Origin of the sequence: Phaeobacter sp. BS52 (genome assembly GCF_045040595.1) — a bacterium.
Taxonomy (GTDB): domain Bacteria; phylum Pseudomonadota; class Alphaproteobacteria; order Rhodobacterales; family Rhodobacteraceae; genus Phaeobacter; species Phaeobacter piscinae.
Window position 1 is genome coordinate 1 of the sequence record NZ_CP090663.1, and the last position, 15092, is coordinate 15092.

The window sequence follows — 15092 nt, forward strand, 5'->3', positions numbered from 1 at the left end:
GGGATCACCATCGGCAATGGCGCAGTGGTGGCCGCAGGCGCCATCGTCACCAAGGATGTGCCCCCCTATGCCGTTGTTGGCGGCGTGCTTAGCCCGCGTGCTGAAATACCGCTTTGTCGCCCCATTGGTGGCGCGGCTGGAGGCCTCAGCCTGGTGGGACTATTCGCTGGAAACGCTGGCCGCCTTCACCATGGGACACCCGCGCCGGTTCTGCAAAGCCTTCGAAAAAGAGAAAGACAACCTACCCAAACGCGAGGATCGCTGGATCACGGCCGAGGATCTGCTGTCCCGGGCCGCCATTGCTGCCCCAGACAGCCTCAGCCACCTTGCCAAGGGCGGTGGCACAGATACCCCAACATCACTGCCACAGAAAAAGAGCCGCCCGCCACAGCTAGGCCTCCAGCCGGATCGCCCGTGTCTCCGGACAGCTGAAACAGCTGCTGCGCTCGACCTGAGGCGGAGCCGTGTCGCGCTCTGATCAGTCCAGCAGCCGTTCCAGATAGGCGCCATAGGCGTTTTTGGCGAACATCTCGGCGCGGGTGCGCAGCTGGGTGGCATCAATCCAGCCAGCCTCATAGGCGATTTCCTCAGGGCAGCCGGTCTGCAGCCCCTGACGCTCCTGCAGGGTGCGCACGAAATTGCCCGCATCCAGCAGCGAGCCATGGGTGCCGGTGTCCAGCCAGGCATAGCCGCGGCCCATGGTCTCCACCCGGAGGGCGCCTTCGTCCAGATACATCTGCAACAGATCGGTGATCTCCAGCTCACCACGTGGGCTGGGGGTGACCTGCCGCGCCCGTTCCGGCGCGCTGCCATCCAGGAAATACAGCCCCGTCACCGCATAGTTCGACGGCGGCACAGCGGGTTTTTCGATGATCTCGCGGGCGCGGCCCTCGGCGTCGAAATCCACCACGCCATAGCGTTCGGGATCGGCCACGTGATAGCCAAAGACGGTGCCGCCGCTGGTCTGCGCATCCGCCGCCGCCAGGAGTTTCGGCAGGCCATGGCCAAAGAACACATTGTCGCCCAGCACCAGCGCCGAGGGGGCGCCATCCAGAAACTCTTCGGCCAGCACAAAGGCCTGCGCCAGACCATCGGGGCTGGGCTGCTCCACATAGGTGAGAGAGATGCCCCATTGGCTGCCATCACCCAGAAGCCGGGTGAACTGATCCTGATCCTGCGGCGTGGTGATGACGCAGATCTCGCGAATGCCCGCCAGCATCAGCACCGACAGGGGATAGTAGATCATCGGCTTGTCATAGAGCGGCAAGAGCTGTTTGGAGACCGCCATGGTGATCGGATAAAGCCGGGTGCCGGAGCCGCCTGCCAGAATGATGCCTTTGCGTCCCGCGCCGGATGTGCCTGTGGTCATGCCCGCTCTCCCAGATCTTTCAGAATATCCTTTAGCCCGGCCTGCCAGTCCGGGCGCGTGATGCCAAAAACCCGCTCCAGCGTGCTGCAATCCAGCCGTGAATTCAATGGCCGTGGCGCCGGGGTCGGATAGGCGGAACTGGGGATTTCCGCCACCGCACAGGGGATGGCCGCCGCGGTGAAAATCTCGGTCGCGACCCCGGCCCAGCTGGTCTCCGGCTCGCCTGCAAAATGATAGGTGCCGGATTTTTCAGGGTCTGCGATCAGCTGGCGGGCAATCTCGATACAGGCGGCGGCGATGGCGCGCGCCGGGGTCGGCGCGCCGATCTGATCGGCCACCACGCGCATCCGCTCGCGCGCCTTGCCCAGACGCAGCATGGTCTTGACGAAATTGCTGCCATGGGCCGACACCACCCAGGAGGTGCGCAGGATCACATGCGTCCCCCCCGCCAAGCGCACGGCCGCCTCGCCCACCTGTTTGGAACGCCCATAGGCATTGAGCGGCGCCACCGGTTCATCCGGATGCCAGGGGCTGCTGCCCTTGCCGTCAAAAACATAATCGGTGGAGAGGGTGACAAAGGGAATGCCCAGCGTGGCGCAGGTTTCGGCCATGACCCCGGGGGTGGTGCCATTGATCAGTGTCGCCAGATCCTCCTCCGCCTCGGCCCGGTCCACAACCGTATAGGCGGCGGCATTGATCACCGCCACAGGCGCATGGGCGCGGATCACCTCGGCGCAGGCCGCAGGATCCGTGAGATCCGCCTGATCCCGGCTCAGGCAGGCGACGGTTTCCTCCGCCGCCAGCTCCCGCGCCACCTGACCGGTTTTGCCAAAAACAAGGATCATATGCGGCTCCTTTTACGCCATAGGTACAAGGCCAGAGCCCAGATACCCAGTTCCAGAACAAAGGTCCAATGCAGCAGGAAAGACAAAACCCAATGGGACTGGGCCGCAGGCACATAGCCGGAGGGCAGATGCGCGGTCAGCATGAGGGAGCGCTATCCGGAAGAAATACCGCCTGGCCGTTAGGCCGGGCAGCGCCCGACCCTCCCCACGGGAGGGCGCTTCGCACCCGCCCAGGCTCGGGCGCTGCCCTTTGTGGCCTATCTGCCGTCACTTTCCCGTCCCCAGCCGCTGGCCAACGCCGTCGCGGCTTTGCAGCGCGCGCCACCAGCTCTCATTGTCCAGATACCACTGCACGGTCTTCTCCAGACCTTCCTCCACGGTGACGCTGGGCCGCCAGCCCAGTTCGTCGCGGATACGGGAGGGGTCGATGGCATAGCGGGCATCATGGCCCGGCCGGTCCGTCACAAATGTGATCTGGTCCTTGTAAGACCCCCCGTCCTCCCGAGGCTGTTTCTCATCGAGGATCGCACAGAGCGTCTCGACCAGCTCCAGATTGCTGCGCTCATTCTCGCCGCCGATATTGTAGCTGCGCCCCACGCGCCCCTTGGAGACCACCAAGAGCAGCGCATCGGCATGATCCTCTACATAAAGCCAGTCGCGCACATTGGAGCCATCGCCGTAGATCGGCAGCGGTTTGCCCGCCAGCGCATTGAGGATCACCACCGGGATCAGCTTTTCGGGGAAATGATAGGGACCGTAGTTGTTGGAGCAATTGGTCAGCACCACCGGCAGGCCATAGGTCTCGCCCCAGGCGCGCACCAGATGATCGCTGGCGGCTTTGCTGGCGGAATAGGGTGAGCGCGGATCATAGCCGGTCTCTTCGGTGAACATCACACTCGGGTCAGCAGGCAGGCTGCCATAGACCTCATCGGTGGAGATATGATGGAACCGGAAGGCCTCCGGACGCCCCGCCTCGGCCCAGTATTTGCGCGCCGCTTCCAGCATCTGATAGGTGCCGGTGATATTGGTCTCAATGAAATCACCGGGCCCGTCGATGGAGCGGTCGACATGGGATTCCGCGGCCAGATGCATCACCACATCCGGGCGGTGCCGGGCAAAAACAGTGTCTAATGCGGCGCGATTGCGGATATCGACCTGCTCAAAGGCGTAATTGGGGTTGCCCGCCACATCCGCCACATTGTCCAGACAGGCCGCATAGGTCAGCGCATCGAGGTTCACCACCTGATGGCCGCGCGCCACCGCCAGTCGGACGACGGCCGAGCCGATGAACCCAGCGCCACCTGTCACCAAAATCTTCATCTCTTATCCTTCCCACACGAAGGGGCTGTCGAAGTCTTCAAACCGGGGCGCCGCAGCATCCTTTTCAGAAAGAACCGGTGTACCGTCAAAGCCCCAGTCAATACCGCAGCTGTCCCAGGCCACCCCGCCGTCACAGTCCGGCGCGTAATACGCATCGCATTTATACAGGACTTCGGTGCCGGGGCTGCGGGTGATGAACCCATGCAGAAACCCCGCCGGGATCAGCAGCTGACGGCCATTTGCCGCCGACAGCTCCACCCCGGTCCAGCGCCCGTATGTGGGCGAGCCTTTGCGGATATCCACCGCCACATCAAACAGCGCCCCCTGGCCGCAGCGCACCAGCTTGGCCTGGGCATGGGGTGGCGCCTGAAAATGCAGCCCACGCAGGGTGCCAACCTCCATCGACAGCGAATGATTGTCCTGCACGAAATCGAAATTGAGCCCCGCCTCGGCCATCCGCGCCTTGTTCCAGCTCTCGCAGAAAAACCCCCGCGCATCGCCAAACCGCGCCGGTGTCAGGATCTTCACCCCTGGCAGGTCCGTGTCTTCAATCTGCATGCCCTCTCCCCCGATCTGCTGCCGTGGTCCTGTCTTCTGTCCTAACGCCCAGACGCGCGTGACGCCACGGGAAAGGCACATTTTGCCTGTTGCTCCGCCTTGCGCAGGTTAAACAATGCGACGACATATGATTTCATGAGCAATTAAACCTATCTCCGCAACGCCCTGCTAAGCTGTCCGGAGCCACAGGTTAGACCTAAAAACAAGGGATACGCAGATGCCAACCTATCAGGATTACCGGGCGCTTCTGGTAGACGGAGCCGACGGCTGGCATGAAGGCGGCGAGGTCATTCGCTATCACTTTCTCTCTTCGGTACCGGATTATTACGACTATGACCCGGATTTTGGCGATTATGACGTCGGCGGAGAATACCTGCCCGAGGGGGCGACGGTGAATATGGACCCCGCCGAGCGGCAGATGATGCTGCAGGCGGTTGCGGCCTGGAATGAGGTGGCCAATCTGAACCTGATCCCGGCCCGGGGCGGGGTGGTGGATCTGACCTTTGCCAGCGCGCATTTTGCGGATGCCGGGCTGTTTGGTTTCATCGCCGATTTTCCCGCGCCTGCGGATCTGGGCGCCCGCCCGTCAGCTGCGGGGGATCTCTGGCTCAACAACAGCAACCCCAATCAATATGTGCCGGGCATCGGGCCGATACTGGGCCATACCAGTTGGAACACCTATCTGCATGAACTGGGCCATGCCCTCGGGCTGCATCACCCCAATGAGATGCCGGAGAACCCCACAACCCCTGGCCAATTCACAGTGATGTCATACCTGCCGCACCCTGGTGAAGCGGATCTGGACACGGAGGCGCAGGGCTGGGCGCTGACACCAATGCTGTGGGACATTCAGGCGATGCAGGCGCTTTATGGCGCCAATACAGAGACCCGCACCGAGGCCACGGTCTATCTGGGCGATGGTGATGGGCGCGGCACCCTGGCCTATCAATATGGCGCGGATGGCATGACCGTGCAGGGCGGCGACGGGGTGGCGCGCAATGTGAGCCTGACGATCTGGGATGCCGAGCGGGCAGGATCTGATGGATGCCTCCGATATTGAGACCAACAGCCGGATTGATCTGCGTCCGGGGCAGTATTCCAGCATCGGGGCGCTGGAGAACAATGTCGCCATGGCCGCCGCCGTGCGCCTGGAGGGCCGCACCCTCAATCTGATCGAAGACGCCTGGGGCGGGGCTAAGCCATGACCATCTGATCGGCAATGGCGCTCCCAATGAGTTGCTGGGCAACGCCGGGCGCGACACGCTGGCCGGGGCGCGCGGCGGGGATGAGTTGAGCGGCGGTCAGGGCAGCGACCGGCTGCAAGGCGGCAAGGGCCATGACGCGCTGACGGGCGGGCGCGGACGCGACACGCTGAAAGGTGGCGCCGGACAAGACAGGCTGGACGGCGGCGACGGCAATGACCGAATGGCTGCAGCGGGCGCGGTGCGGATGTCTTTGTGTTCTCGCAAGGGGCCGATGTGGTGATTGATTTTCAGCGCGACGACCGCCTTGATATGCGCGCCACCACCGGGATCTCGGATTTTGCCGATCTGCGCGATGATCACCTTGAGGTCCGGGGCACAGATCTGGTGATCCGGGATGACAACGGCTGGTCCCTGACCCTGCAGGACATCGCGCTTGACGCTCTCAGGGCGGATGACTTTCTGTTTTGAAGGCGCCGGAGTGTCGCGACATTATTATCTGATCTGATCTGATCCCGACACGCCTTTCGGATTGGCCCCGGAAGATGGGCCGGGATCAGAAGATAAAATCATCCGCACTCAGCTCTGCCGCACTCTGATTGAGCAGCAGGATGTCCCCGGCCCCGGTCTGGATCCGCGTGTGATCTCCCTGCTGCTGCAGGATCAGATCGCTCATATCCTCAGAGATGCCCGCCCGCGCCAGACGCCCCAAATGGATCACATCCTCGCCTTGGGTGAAATCCCGAATCCGGTCACTGCCATGACCCGCCCCGAACACAAAAACATCCGCGCCTGCGCCGCCGGTCAGCGTGTCATGCCCGCCGCCGCCATCCAGCAGGTCATTGCCCTTCTGGCCAAACAGCTTGTCCCGGCCACTCTGCCCCAGCAGGCGATCACCTTGGGCGCCGCCGCGCAACAGGTCGTTCTCCCCGCCGCCGCGCAGCAGATCCGCATCAGCCCCGCCCAATAAGCGATCCCCGCCGCGCCCGCCATCCAGCGTGTCACGCCCGAGGCCCCCCACCAGCAGATCGCGCGCATCCTGCCCCAGCAGCACGTCATTGCCCGCCTGCCCCCGCAGCCGGTCGACGCCCTTGCCACCGATCAGCCGGTCATGCCCGTCATCCCCCCAGAGGCTGTCGCGCCCGTCGCCGCCCAGCAGCGTGTCATTGCCGCCCAGACCGTTGATCTGATCGCCAGCACTGCGCGCGGTGAGCCGGTCGGCGCCGCCGCTGCCATAGCGCATCGGATCCGGCGCCTCCGCCGGGGGCAGCATGCGATCGGCAAAGACAAAGCCATCCGCAAAGAGATCCGCCGCATCCAGACTGTCGCCATCGCGGCTTTGCACCACAACCTCGGTGCGGCTGCCATCCGCCGCCTGATGGGTGAGCGTGGCGCCATCGCTGCGGCTGCGGATCTGCAGCCCCTCAAGACTGCGCAGCCCGTCAAACCCCGACAGATCCAGACTGTCCTGACCCGCCTCGAAATCCGTAATGCGCAGGCTGCCACTGCGCCCCTCCTCGGCGGGGCGCAGCACAAAGACATCCGCCCCCGCCCCCCCGCTCAGCACCGCGCCGATGCCACCGGCCAGCACATCCGCGCCGCCAGTGCCGCTGATCCGGCCGCCTGCGGTGGTGATCACATCGCCCAGCTCTGCCAGCGACAGGGTGAACTGCGACAGCCCTTCGGCACTGCCGGAGCTGGCAAAGATCTGCAGTTCCTCCCCAACCACCGCCGCGGCCAGCGCGGTGACATTCTCCAGCCCCAGCCCGGCATCCTCAGTGCCACTGGCCTGGGCCAGGCTTGTGACATGCACCAGCTGGCCTTCGGGCAGGATCCGAAACAGCGCCAGCCCGTCGTCACTGCCCGCCGCCAGCACCAGCACCTCGCCTGCGACCTCCACCACCTCCAGCGCGGTGATCCCGCCAAAACGGGTCGCGGCCGTATCCAGCACGTGATCACGCAGGCTCATCTGGCCATTGGCCGCCAGCGCAATCAGGCTGAGCGAACCACTGCCCGCCGCCGCAACCACCACCCAGCTGGTGCCAAAGGCGGTGAAGCTTTCCAGCGCGGTGGGCTCCGCCAGCCCCAGCCCATCCGCCGCCCCCAGACTGTCCGCGACGCTCAGCGCGCCAGTGGCAGCATCCACCCGGTAGCTCTGCACCCCCTGCTCAATCCGGTCCGCCAGCAAAAGCAGCTGCGCGCCGCCGCCCAGATCCGCCAGCTCCAGCGCCACCGCGCCGGGGCGGGCGTAGGCCGCCGCCGCGCCAAGGGTGGCGACCTCTGCGCCGGGGGTGCCGCCCACGCCCAGCTGCCAACCGCTCAGCTGGCCCTTGGCCAGACCGTAGATCACCGATCCGCCACCGCTCAGATCCCCCGCCACCGTCGCTGTCAGCCCGGCAGCACCCGCGCCCGGCAGACTGGCCTGCTGCTGCGCCGACAGCTGGCCATTGCCGCCGATCTGGTGAAACGCCAGCGCGCTGCGGGTGCTGCCCTCCACCAGCAGACGTGTTTCGCCGCCGATCTCGGCCAAGGTCGCCTCGCCCCCCGCCAGCCCCAGCGCGCGATGATACAGGCTGTCGCGCAGCACCGGCGCACCGCCACCCAGACTGTAGCTGGCAATGCCGCCATTGAGCCCGCTCACCGCAAATAATTGCACCGCGCCATTGGCCGCCTGATGGAGTTCCAGATCGCGCAGATCGCTGTCCAGCAGGTGATCATTGGCCCCGAACCGTCCTGCAAACTGTAGATCCATCCTACTGCTCCCGCGCTGTGTCATCACCCGACCCGTCGGGGCGATTGCCCGGGGTCGAGATCAACCCTCACGGGTGGTCACGGCGGTAGAGCGGACGGGAATGGGGCAGAAACGCGGAGATTGTTTACATATTGAAGACAATCCCTGTGGTTCCGGCATGAGAAACAATCCCCGCGCAGGTGTTGCGCAGGCGGCGCGCGCGCTCTTAGGGGGTGGGTGATGTGGTTGCGGCAGGATGGCGCCATCCCCCCGTGATCAGGAGCCGCCAGAATGTCAGAGAGTTTGCCACAGACCCTGCCCGAAACCTCGCCCCGCCTTGCCCTGCCCTATCTGATGCCCGCGCAGGCGCAGAAACATGTGACCCATAACGAGGCGCTGCGCATGCTGGATGCGCTGGTGCAGCTGCGCCTTGAAGCGTTTGACGCCACCACCCCGCCCGCAACCCCGGCCGCGGGCGCCACCTATGGGCTGGCCGACAGCCCCGCGGATGCCTGGGCCGGTCAGGGTGGCCGTCTGGCGATCTGGCAGGAGGCTGCCTGGCAGTTTCTGACACCGCAGCCGGGCTGGCGCGCCTGGGTGCCGACGGATCAGGCGCTGCGGATCTGGGATGGCACCGCCTGGGTGCTGCCGCCCCTGACTGGCGACCGGCTGGAACGTCTGGGCATTGCCACCGATGCCGATGCCAACAACCGCCTGTCCCTGCGCAGCCCCGCCAGCCTGTTCAGCCATGATGGCGGCGGCCATCAGCTGAAGATCAACAAGGCCTCAGGCGGTGACACCGCCAGCCTGCTGTTTCAATCCAACTGGGCGGGCCATGCCGAGATGGGGCTGGCGGGCAATACCGATTTCACCGTGAAACTCTCCCCCGATGGCAGCAGTTGGGAGGCCGCCATGGTGCTGAAATCCGCCACTGGGCGGGTCGGCTTTGGCACCTATGATCCCGGCGCCCGTCTGGAGGTCAGCGGCGATGACAACACGCTTCTGGCGCTCACCGCGACGGGCAGCGGGCAGGATTACCTGACCATGCCGGCGATGGCAGCGGCGCGATGTTCCGGCTGAGCCAGAATGGCAACGGCTATTGCGATGGCGCCTGGAGCGGCGGCGGCGCAGATTATGCCGAGTTTTTCGAATGGCTGGATGGCAACCCGGACGGGGAGGACCGGCGCGGGATCTCCGTGGTGCTGGAGGGCGACCGGATCCGCGCCGCCCAGCCCGGCGAGACACCAATGGGGGTGATCTCCACCACCCCGTCCATTCTGGGCAATGATGATGGCGGGCGCTGGCAGGGCCGCAGCCTGCGCGATGGCTTTGGCGCCATCCTGCGCGATGCCGGTGGCGCGCCCTGCCTCAATCCGGCCTATGACCCCACCCGCCCCTACCACAGCCGGGCTGAGCGGGTGGAATGGGATATGGTCGGGCTTCTGGGCCGGTTGCGCCTGCGCGCAGGCCAGCCCACCGATCCCCGCTGGATCCGCCTGCGCGCGCTGCCGCCCGAAGGTCTGGAAGACTGGCTGATCCGCTAGGACCAGGGCGTGCGGGGGGCAGACCCAACCGTCACTTGCGGGCGTAGATGTCCTCGTAGCGGATGATGTCATCCTCGCCGAGATAGCTGCCGGTCTGCACTTCGATGAGAACCATCGGCACTTTGCCGGGGTTCTCCATCCGGTGCACTGCGCCCAGGGGGATATAGACCGACTGGTTTTCGCTCACCAGCTGGACGCTGTCATCCACCGTCACCTTGGCGGTGCCTTCCACCACGATCCAATGTTCCGACCGGTGGTGATGGCTCTGCAGGCTGAGCGCCGCCCCGGGATGCACATGGATACGTTTCACCTGGAACCGCTCGCCCACCACCAGGCTCTCAAACCAGCCCCAGGGGCGGTGATCCTTGGGGAAAGCCTCGGCCTGGCGGGCGGATTGTGCCTTCAGTGCGCTGACCGCCTGTTTGACGTCCTGCGCGCGGGAGGCATCGGCCACCAGCACCGCATCCGGCATCGCCACGGCGATCACATCCTTCAGCCCGATGCCGACAACCTCCAGCCCGTCATCCTCCGAGCGCAGCAGGCTGTTGCGACACTCAATGGCCGTCGCGCGCCCCTGGGTGACGATGCCATCGCCATCGGGGCCGCTTTCACGCCAGACCGCATCCCAGCCACCAAGATCGGACCAGCCGCCCGCATAGGGCACCACCGCGAGGTTGTCGGCCCGCTCCATCACCGCATAGTCGATGGAGATATCCGCCGCCCCGTCCCAGGCGTCCGGGTCCAGTCGCAGAAAGCCAAGATCAGGTTCGCCCTTGTCCACCGCGCCCTGCACCGGCGCCATCAGATCCGGCGCATGGGCCTCAAAGGCGGCGATGATGGCTTTGACCGAAAACAGGAAGATGCTGCGGCATTCCACAGGAACTGCCCGGAGGCCAGCATATCCTCGGCGGTGGCGAGATCCGGTTTTTCGACAAACCGTTTGAGCCCGATCACCTTTGGGCTGAAATCACCGGGATCGCCATCCAGTTCGAGATAGCCATAACCGGTTTCAGCCCGGTCCGGTTTGATCCCGAAGGTGACCAGCTGGCCTGCGCGCGCCGCCGACTCTGCCGCTGCCACCGCCGCGCGAAAGGCCGCCGCATCGGGCACCACATGATCCGAGGGCGCCACCAGCATCAGCCCCTCCGGATCGCGCGCCCGCAGCCAAAGCGCCGCCGCCAGCACCGCAGGGGCGGTGTTGCGCCCGGCCGGTTCGATCAGAATGGCGCCGGGATCAATGCCCGCCTCCGCCAGCTGTTCGGTGACGATGAAACGGAAATCCGAATTGGTCAGCACCATCGGGGCGGCAAATCCTTCGCCCGACAGGCGCAGGGCGGAGGCCTGAAACAGCGTGGTCTCCCCCACCAGGGGGACAAATTGCTTTGGATAGCTCTTACGCGAGAGCGGCCACAGCCGTGTGCCGGAGCCGCCGCACAGGAGAATGGGGGTGATCATGAGCTGTCCCTTTCCGACCGGTCTCTGGGTTCTAGTCTGACCCGTTTGAGGCAAATGTCTGCCCGGTTTTCGGGCCATCTCCCTGTCTTTTCTGGACCTTTTTTGCGGCGATGGCCAGCAGGCAGGTTATTTGCTGCGCAGGCTGGCCTGATCCTGCGCGCGGTACCACGCATAGGTCTGGGCGATCCCGTCGCGCAGCGCGATCTTCGCCTGCCAGCCCAGACGCGCCAGCCGCGAGACATCCATCAGTTTGCGCGGGGTGCCGTCGGGCTGATCAGGATTGGTGCGGATCTCACCGTCAAAGCCCACCACATCGGCCACCATCCGGGCCAGCTCCAGGATCGAGATATCCTGCCCGCAGCCGACATTGATATGGCTTAGCATCGGGCTGGTTTCACGCCGGTAGGTCGCCGGATCCAGATCCAGCACAAACAGCGAGGCCGCCGCCATGTCATCCACATGCAGGAATTCGCGCCGGGGCGTACCGGTGCCCCAGATCGTCACATGATCCTCGTCGGCCCGCGCCGCCGCATCAAAGCGACGGATAAGCGCTAGGCAGAACATGGCTGTTTTCGGGGTGAAAATTATCCCCCGGCCCATAGAGATTGGTCGGCATCACCGAGCGGTAATCGCGGCCATATTGGCGGTTGTAACTCTCGCAGAGCTTGATGCTGAGCGATCTTGGCAATGGCATAAGGCTCATTGGTGGCCTCCAGCACATCGCTCAGCAGCGCCGCTTCGGCCATCGGCTGCGGGGCGTGTTTGGGGTAGATGCAGCTGGATCCCAGCTGCAACAGCCGCTCAACACCCTGTTGATGGGCGGCATGGATCACATTGCATTCCATCATCAGGTTTTCGTAGATGAACTCCGCCGGATAGGCGTTGTTGGCATGAATGCCACCCACTTTGGCCGCTGCCAGCACCACCTGATCGGGGCGTTCTGCGGCAAAAAAACCCTGCACCGCCGCCTGATTGGTCAGATCCAGTTCGGCGCTGGTCCGGGTGATCAGCTGAATGTCTGCCCCCGCATCCTGACGCGCCTGCAAGCGGCGCAGGATGGCGCCGCCCACCATGCCACGATGGCTAAGCCACATAGATTTTTACAGCGCTGGTGCCCATGGTCTCAGCCCTCTGTGCTGACCGGCAGATCCATGCCGTGGTCTTTCAGCAGGGCGTGGCGGCGGGCGGTTTTGAGGTCTTCGCGCACCATTTCGGCGCACATCTCTTGGGTGGTGATTTCCGGCTCCCAGCCCAGTTTTTCCTTGGCCTTAGAAGGATCGCCCAGCAGTGTCTCCACCTCGGCGGGGCGGAAATAGCGCGGGTCAATGCGCAGCACCACATCGCCCACTTTCAGCGCCGGGGCCATATCGCCCTCAATCGCGGTCACCGTGGCAATTTCCTCGACACCTGCGCCCGAAAACGCCAGCGTCAGCCCCAGCTCCTGCGCCGACCAGGTGATGAACTGGCGCACCGAATATTGCTTACCGGTGGCAATCACAAAATCCTCAGGCGCCTCCTGCTGCAGCATCATCCACTGCATGCGCACGTAATCCTTCGCGTGGCCCCAGTCACGCAGCGCGTCGATATTGCCCATATACAGACACTCTTCCAGACCTTGGGCGATATTAGCGAGACCGCGGGTGATCTTGCGGGTCACGAAGGTCTCGCCCCGGCGCGGGCTCTCGTGGTTGAAGAGAATGCCGTTGCAGGCATAGATGCCATAGGCCTCGCGGTAGTTGACCGTGATCCAGTAGGAATACAGCTTGGCCACCGCATAGGGCGAGCGCGGGTAAAACGGCGTGGTCTCGCGCTGCGGGGTTTCCTGCACCAGACCATAGAGCTCAGACGTGGAGGCTTGATAGAAGCGGGTCTTCTTCTCCAGCCCGAGAAAACGGATCGCCTCCAGCAGGCGCAGGGTGCCGATGCCATCCACATCGGCGGTATATTCCGGCGCCTCAAAGCTGACCGCCACATGGGACTGCGCGCCGAGGTTATAGACCTCATCCGGCTCAATCTCGCTCAGCAGCCGGGTCAGGTTCGACGTGTCGGTCAGATCGCCGTAATGCAGTTTGAACCGGGCATGATCCACATGGGGATCCTGATAAATGTGATCCACCCGCTGGGTGTTGAACGACGACGCCCGCCGCTTCAGCCCATGCACCTCATAGCCCTTCTCCAGAAGAAACTCCGCAAGGTAGGACCCATCCTGACCCGTTACACCGGTGATGAGGGCTTTTTTCATCTGCTATCCTTAAATCTTATGCGGCTTAGCCGCGGTTTGGCACCTGGGCGCGGGGTGGCCTCAGCTTAAAACATGTTGCGGCGGAGTGGCAGCCGATTTTCCGCCCCAATCCCCCCGGCATCCCCTCCTGTCCGGATTGGCAGGCGGGGTGCGAGATCCAGGCTGGCAGGCTCAGCTTTCGCGGAAAGCCCGGTTGAGATAATCGGTGAAGGGCTGCACCAGATAGGCAAAGGGCGTGCGACTGTTGGTCTGGATGAAGGTCTCCACCGGCATCCCCGGCACCAGCACATTGCCCTCGGGCAGGCGGGCGGCCTCGCCTTTGTTCAGCCGCACCTCCACCACGTAGTAGCTGCGCCCGGTCTGCGGATCGATGAAGGAATCTGCCGAGATGGTGCTCACCGAGCCAAACAGCGTCGGCGTGGTGCGCTGGTTGAAGCTGGAGAAATTCAGGCTGACCTTCTGATTGAGATAGACCTGATCAATATCCGAGGGCGCCACCTGCGCCGAGATCACCAGAGGCTGGCTCTGCGGGATCAGATACATCAGCGGATCCGCCGCCCGGATCACCGATTTGCGGGCAAAGACATTGAGGTCATAAACCACCCCCGCCACCGGCGCGCGCACCTCCAGCCGGGACAGCCGCTGCAGGATCACATTGCGCCGCTCGATCAGCTCCAGCTCACGCACCTGAAGATCGCGCAGGGTGGTGATCGCCTCTTCGCGCCGCGCGCTTTTCTGGTTGAGGATCTCCAGACCCAATTCGGTGACCTGCCCTTCGGCCTGGGCCTTCTGGGCGGTCAGCGCCCCGGCCTGACCGCGCAGCCGCGACTGTTCACGCTGCAGGGACAGCACCCGGCTGGACTGCGCCAGCCCCTGCGACAGCAGGCTCTGCTGGTTTTCCAGCTCCTTGCCGATCAGCACCAATTGTTCCTGCAGGGCCGATTGCTGCGCCTCGATCCCGTCGATCTGGCTCTGGATCTGGCCGATACGTTCCTGCAGGCGGCTGATGCGGGCCCGCAGATTGACCAGGCGCGCCTCAAACAGGCGTTTCTGCCCGTTGATCAGCTCTTCGGTCTGCACATGGGTGCCCTTCAGCTCAAACAGCAGCTCGGCAAAAGTGATCTCTTCGGCCTCATCCCGTTCGGCGCTATAGCGGCTGCGCCGGGCCAGGGTTTCGGCCAGCTGGCCTTCGACGATCTGACGGTCGGCCAGCAGCTCCGACGGCTCCAGCCGCAGCAGCAGCGCGTCTTCCTCAACCAGATCGCCCTCGCTCACCAGCACCTCATCGACAACACCGCCATAGGGGTGCTGCACCACCTGCCGGTTCTGTTCCACCTTGATGGAACCGGAGGCAATCACCGCGCCGGAGATTTCTGCCGTGGCGGCCCATTGGCCAAGGCCGCCGACCAGCAGCCCCATGGCCAGCAACCCGGCAATGGTCAGCCCCCGGATCGGGTAGGATTTGGATGTATCGCTCATGATTTTGCCTCTGCCTGCTTTGGGGCTGGCTGTTTCTGGGGGGGCGTGGATTGCGCCGGTGTAGACGGTGTCGTTGCGGACGGGGCGGCAGCCTGTTGCTGGGCCGCGCGGCTTCGAGGCCTGCTGCTGGGCCGGTTTCTTCTGCGCCATCTGCGGGTTCTGCAGATGCTCTCCCAGCACCGCATCCTTGGGACCAAAGGCGCGCTGGGTGCCATTGTCCAGGATCAGGATCAGGTCACAAAGCTGGATCGCCGCCGGGCGATGCGCCATGATGATCACCGCGCGCCCGTCCTTCTTGGCATGGGAGACCGCCAGGTTCAGCGCCTGGCTGCCCTCATTGTCGAGAT

General features: G+C 64.3%; 13 protein-coding genes and 3 pseudogenes. 7 read left to right on the forward strand and 9 right to left on the reverse strand.

Annotated elements, in window-relative coordinates:
* Positions 1-95, forward strand: a pseudogene (locus L0Z65_RS17430) (antibiotic acetyltransferase); the annotation flags it as partial.
* Positions 96-478: 383 nt separating this feature from the next.
* On the opposite strand, the gene rfbA reads toward L0Z65_RS17430, so the two are convergent.
* The 4 genes from rfbA to rfbC all read right to left on the reverse strand — a co-directional run bounded on the left by rfbA (position 479) and on the right by rfbC (position 4092).
* Positions 479-1369 (reverse strand): glucose-1-phosphate thymidylyltransferase RfbA, encoded by an 891-nt coding sequence (rfbA, locus tag L0Z65_RS17435; RefSeq protein ID WP_102898524.1) that lies wholly within the window; start codon positions 1367-1369, stop codon positions 479-481.
* Entirely contained in the window at positions 1366-2214 is an 849-nt protein-coding gene (gene rfbD, locus L0Z65_RS17440; RefSeq protein WP_392341712.1) for a dTDP-4-dehydrorhamnose reductase, read from the reverse strand. Before rfbD ends, rfbA begins: the two co-directional genes overlap by 4 nt.
* A 267-nt stretch (positions 2215-2481) precedes the next feature.
* Positions 2482-3534 carry a dTDP-glucose 4,6-dehydratase gene (gene rfbB, locus L0Z65_RS17445; RefSeq protein ID WP_392341713.1) on the reverse strand — a complete coding sequence of 351 codons (1053 nt, stop codon included), beginning with the start codon at positions 3532-3534 and terminating at the stop codon, positions 2482-2484.
* A 3-nt stretch (positions 3535-3537) separates the two neighbouring features.
* Positions 3538-4092: a dTDP-4-dehydrorhamnose 3,5-epimerase gene (gene rfbC / locus L0Z65_RS17450; RefSeq protein ID WP_096873589.1), complete on the reverse strand. Its 555-nt coding sequence runs from the start codon at positions 4090-4092 to the stop codon at positions 3538-3540.
* Between the two features lie 217 nt (positions 4093-4309).
* On the opposite strand from rfbC, the gene L0Z65_RS17455 reads away from it, so the two are divergent.
* Genes L0Z65_RS17455 through L0Z65_RS17470 form a run of 4 tightly spaced genes read left to right on the forward strand, consistent with a single transcriptional unit; the run spans position 4310 to position 5765 of the window.
* Entirely contained in the window at positions 4310-5152 is an 843-nt protein-coding gene (locus L0Z65_RS17455) for a hypothetical protein (protein ID WP_392341715.1), read from the forward strand.
* A complete protein-coding gene (locus L0Z65_RS17460) occupies positions 5133-5297 on the forward strand; it encodes a M10 family metallopeptidase C-terminal domain-containing protein (RefSeq protein WP_392341717.1) in 165 nt (54 codons plus the stop codon). The genes L0Z65_RS17455 and L0Z65_RS17460 overlap by 20 nt, the downstream gene beginning before the upstream one ends.
* Positions 5298-5328: 31 nt before the next feature.
* Positions 5329-5577 carry a calcium-binding protein gene (locus tag L0Z65_RS17465; RefSeq protein WP_392341718.1) on the forward strand — a complete coding sequence of 83 codons (249 nt, stop codon included), beginning with the start codon at positions 5329-5331 and terminating at the stop codon, positions 5575-5577.
* The gene (locus L0Z65_RS17470; RefSeq protein ID WP_405112680.1) at positions 5574-5765 is read left to right on the forward strand and encodes a hypothetical protein; all 192 of its coding nucleotides are present in this window, start codon (positions 5574-5576) and stop codon (positions 5763-5765) included. The genes L0Z65_RS17465 and L0Z65_RS17470 overlap by 4 nt, the downstream gene beginning before the upstream one ends.
* A gap of 85 nt (positions 5766-5850) precedes the next feature.
* Here L0Z65_RS17470 and L0Z65_RS17475 read toward each other — a convergent pair whose 3' ends face one another.
* Positions 5851-8046, reverse strand: coding sequence for a calcium-binding protein (locus L0Z65_RS17475; protein ID WP_392341721.1), 2196 nt, complete (start codon positions 8044-8046; stop codon positions 5851-5853).
* A gap of 270 nt (positions 8047-8316) precedes the next feature.
* On the opposite strand from L0Z65_RS17475, the gene L0Z65_RS17480 reads away from it, so the two are divergent.
* Complete coding sequence (locus L0Z65_RS17480; RefSeq protein ID WP_392341722.1) at positions 8317-9105, forward strand: DUF2793 domain-containing protein; 789 nt, start codon at positions 8317-8319, stop codon at positions 9103-9105.
* Entirely contained in the window at positions 9093-9569 is a 477-nt protein-coding gene (locus L0Z65_RS17485; protein ID WP_392341724.1) for a peptidase G2 autoproteolytic cleavage domain-containing protein, read from the forward strand. Before L0Z65_RS17480 ends, L0Z65_RS17485 begins: the two co-directional genes overlap by 13 nt.
* 31 nt (positions 9570-9600) lie before the next feature.
* Here L0Z65_RS17485 and L0Z65_RS17490 read toward each other — a convergent pair.
* The 4 genes and pseudogenes from L0Z65_RS17490 to L0Z65_RS17505 all read right to left on the reverse strand — a co-directional run bounded on the left by L0Z65_RS17490 (position 9601) and on the right by L0Z65_RS17505 (position 14745).
* Positions 9601-11024 (reverse strand): annotated as a pseudogene (locus tag L0Z65_RS17490) (mannose-1-phosphate guanylyltransferase/mannose-6-phosphate isomerase).
* Positions 11025-11150: 126 nt separating this feature from the next.
* Positions 11151-12143, reverse strand: a pseudogene (locus tag L0Z65_RS17495) (GDP-L-fucose synthase family protein).
* Between the two features lie 4 nt (positions 12144-12147).
* Positions 12148-13266 carry a GDP-mannose 4,6-dehydratase gene (gene gmd / locus L0Z65_RS17500; RefSeq protein WP_392341725.1) on the reverse strand — a complete coding sequence of 373 codons (1119 nt, stop codon included), beginning with the start codon at positions 13264-13266 and terminating at the stop codon, positions 12148-12150.
* A 171-nt stretch (positions 13267-13437) separates the two neighbouring features.
* Positions 13438-14745, reverse strand: coding sequence for an HlyD family type I secretion periplasmic adaptor subunit (locus L0Z65_RS17505; RefSeq protein ID WP_082035105.1), 1308 nt, complete (start codon positions 14743-14745; stop codon positions 13438-13440).
* Between the last annotated feature and the right edge of the window lie 347 nt (positions 14746-15092).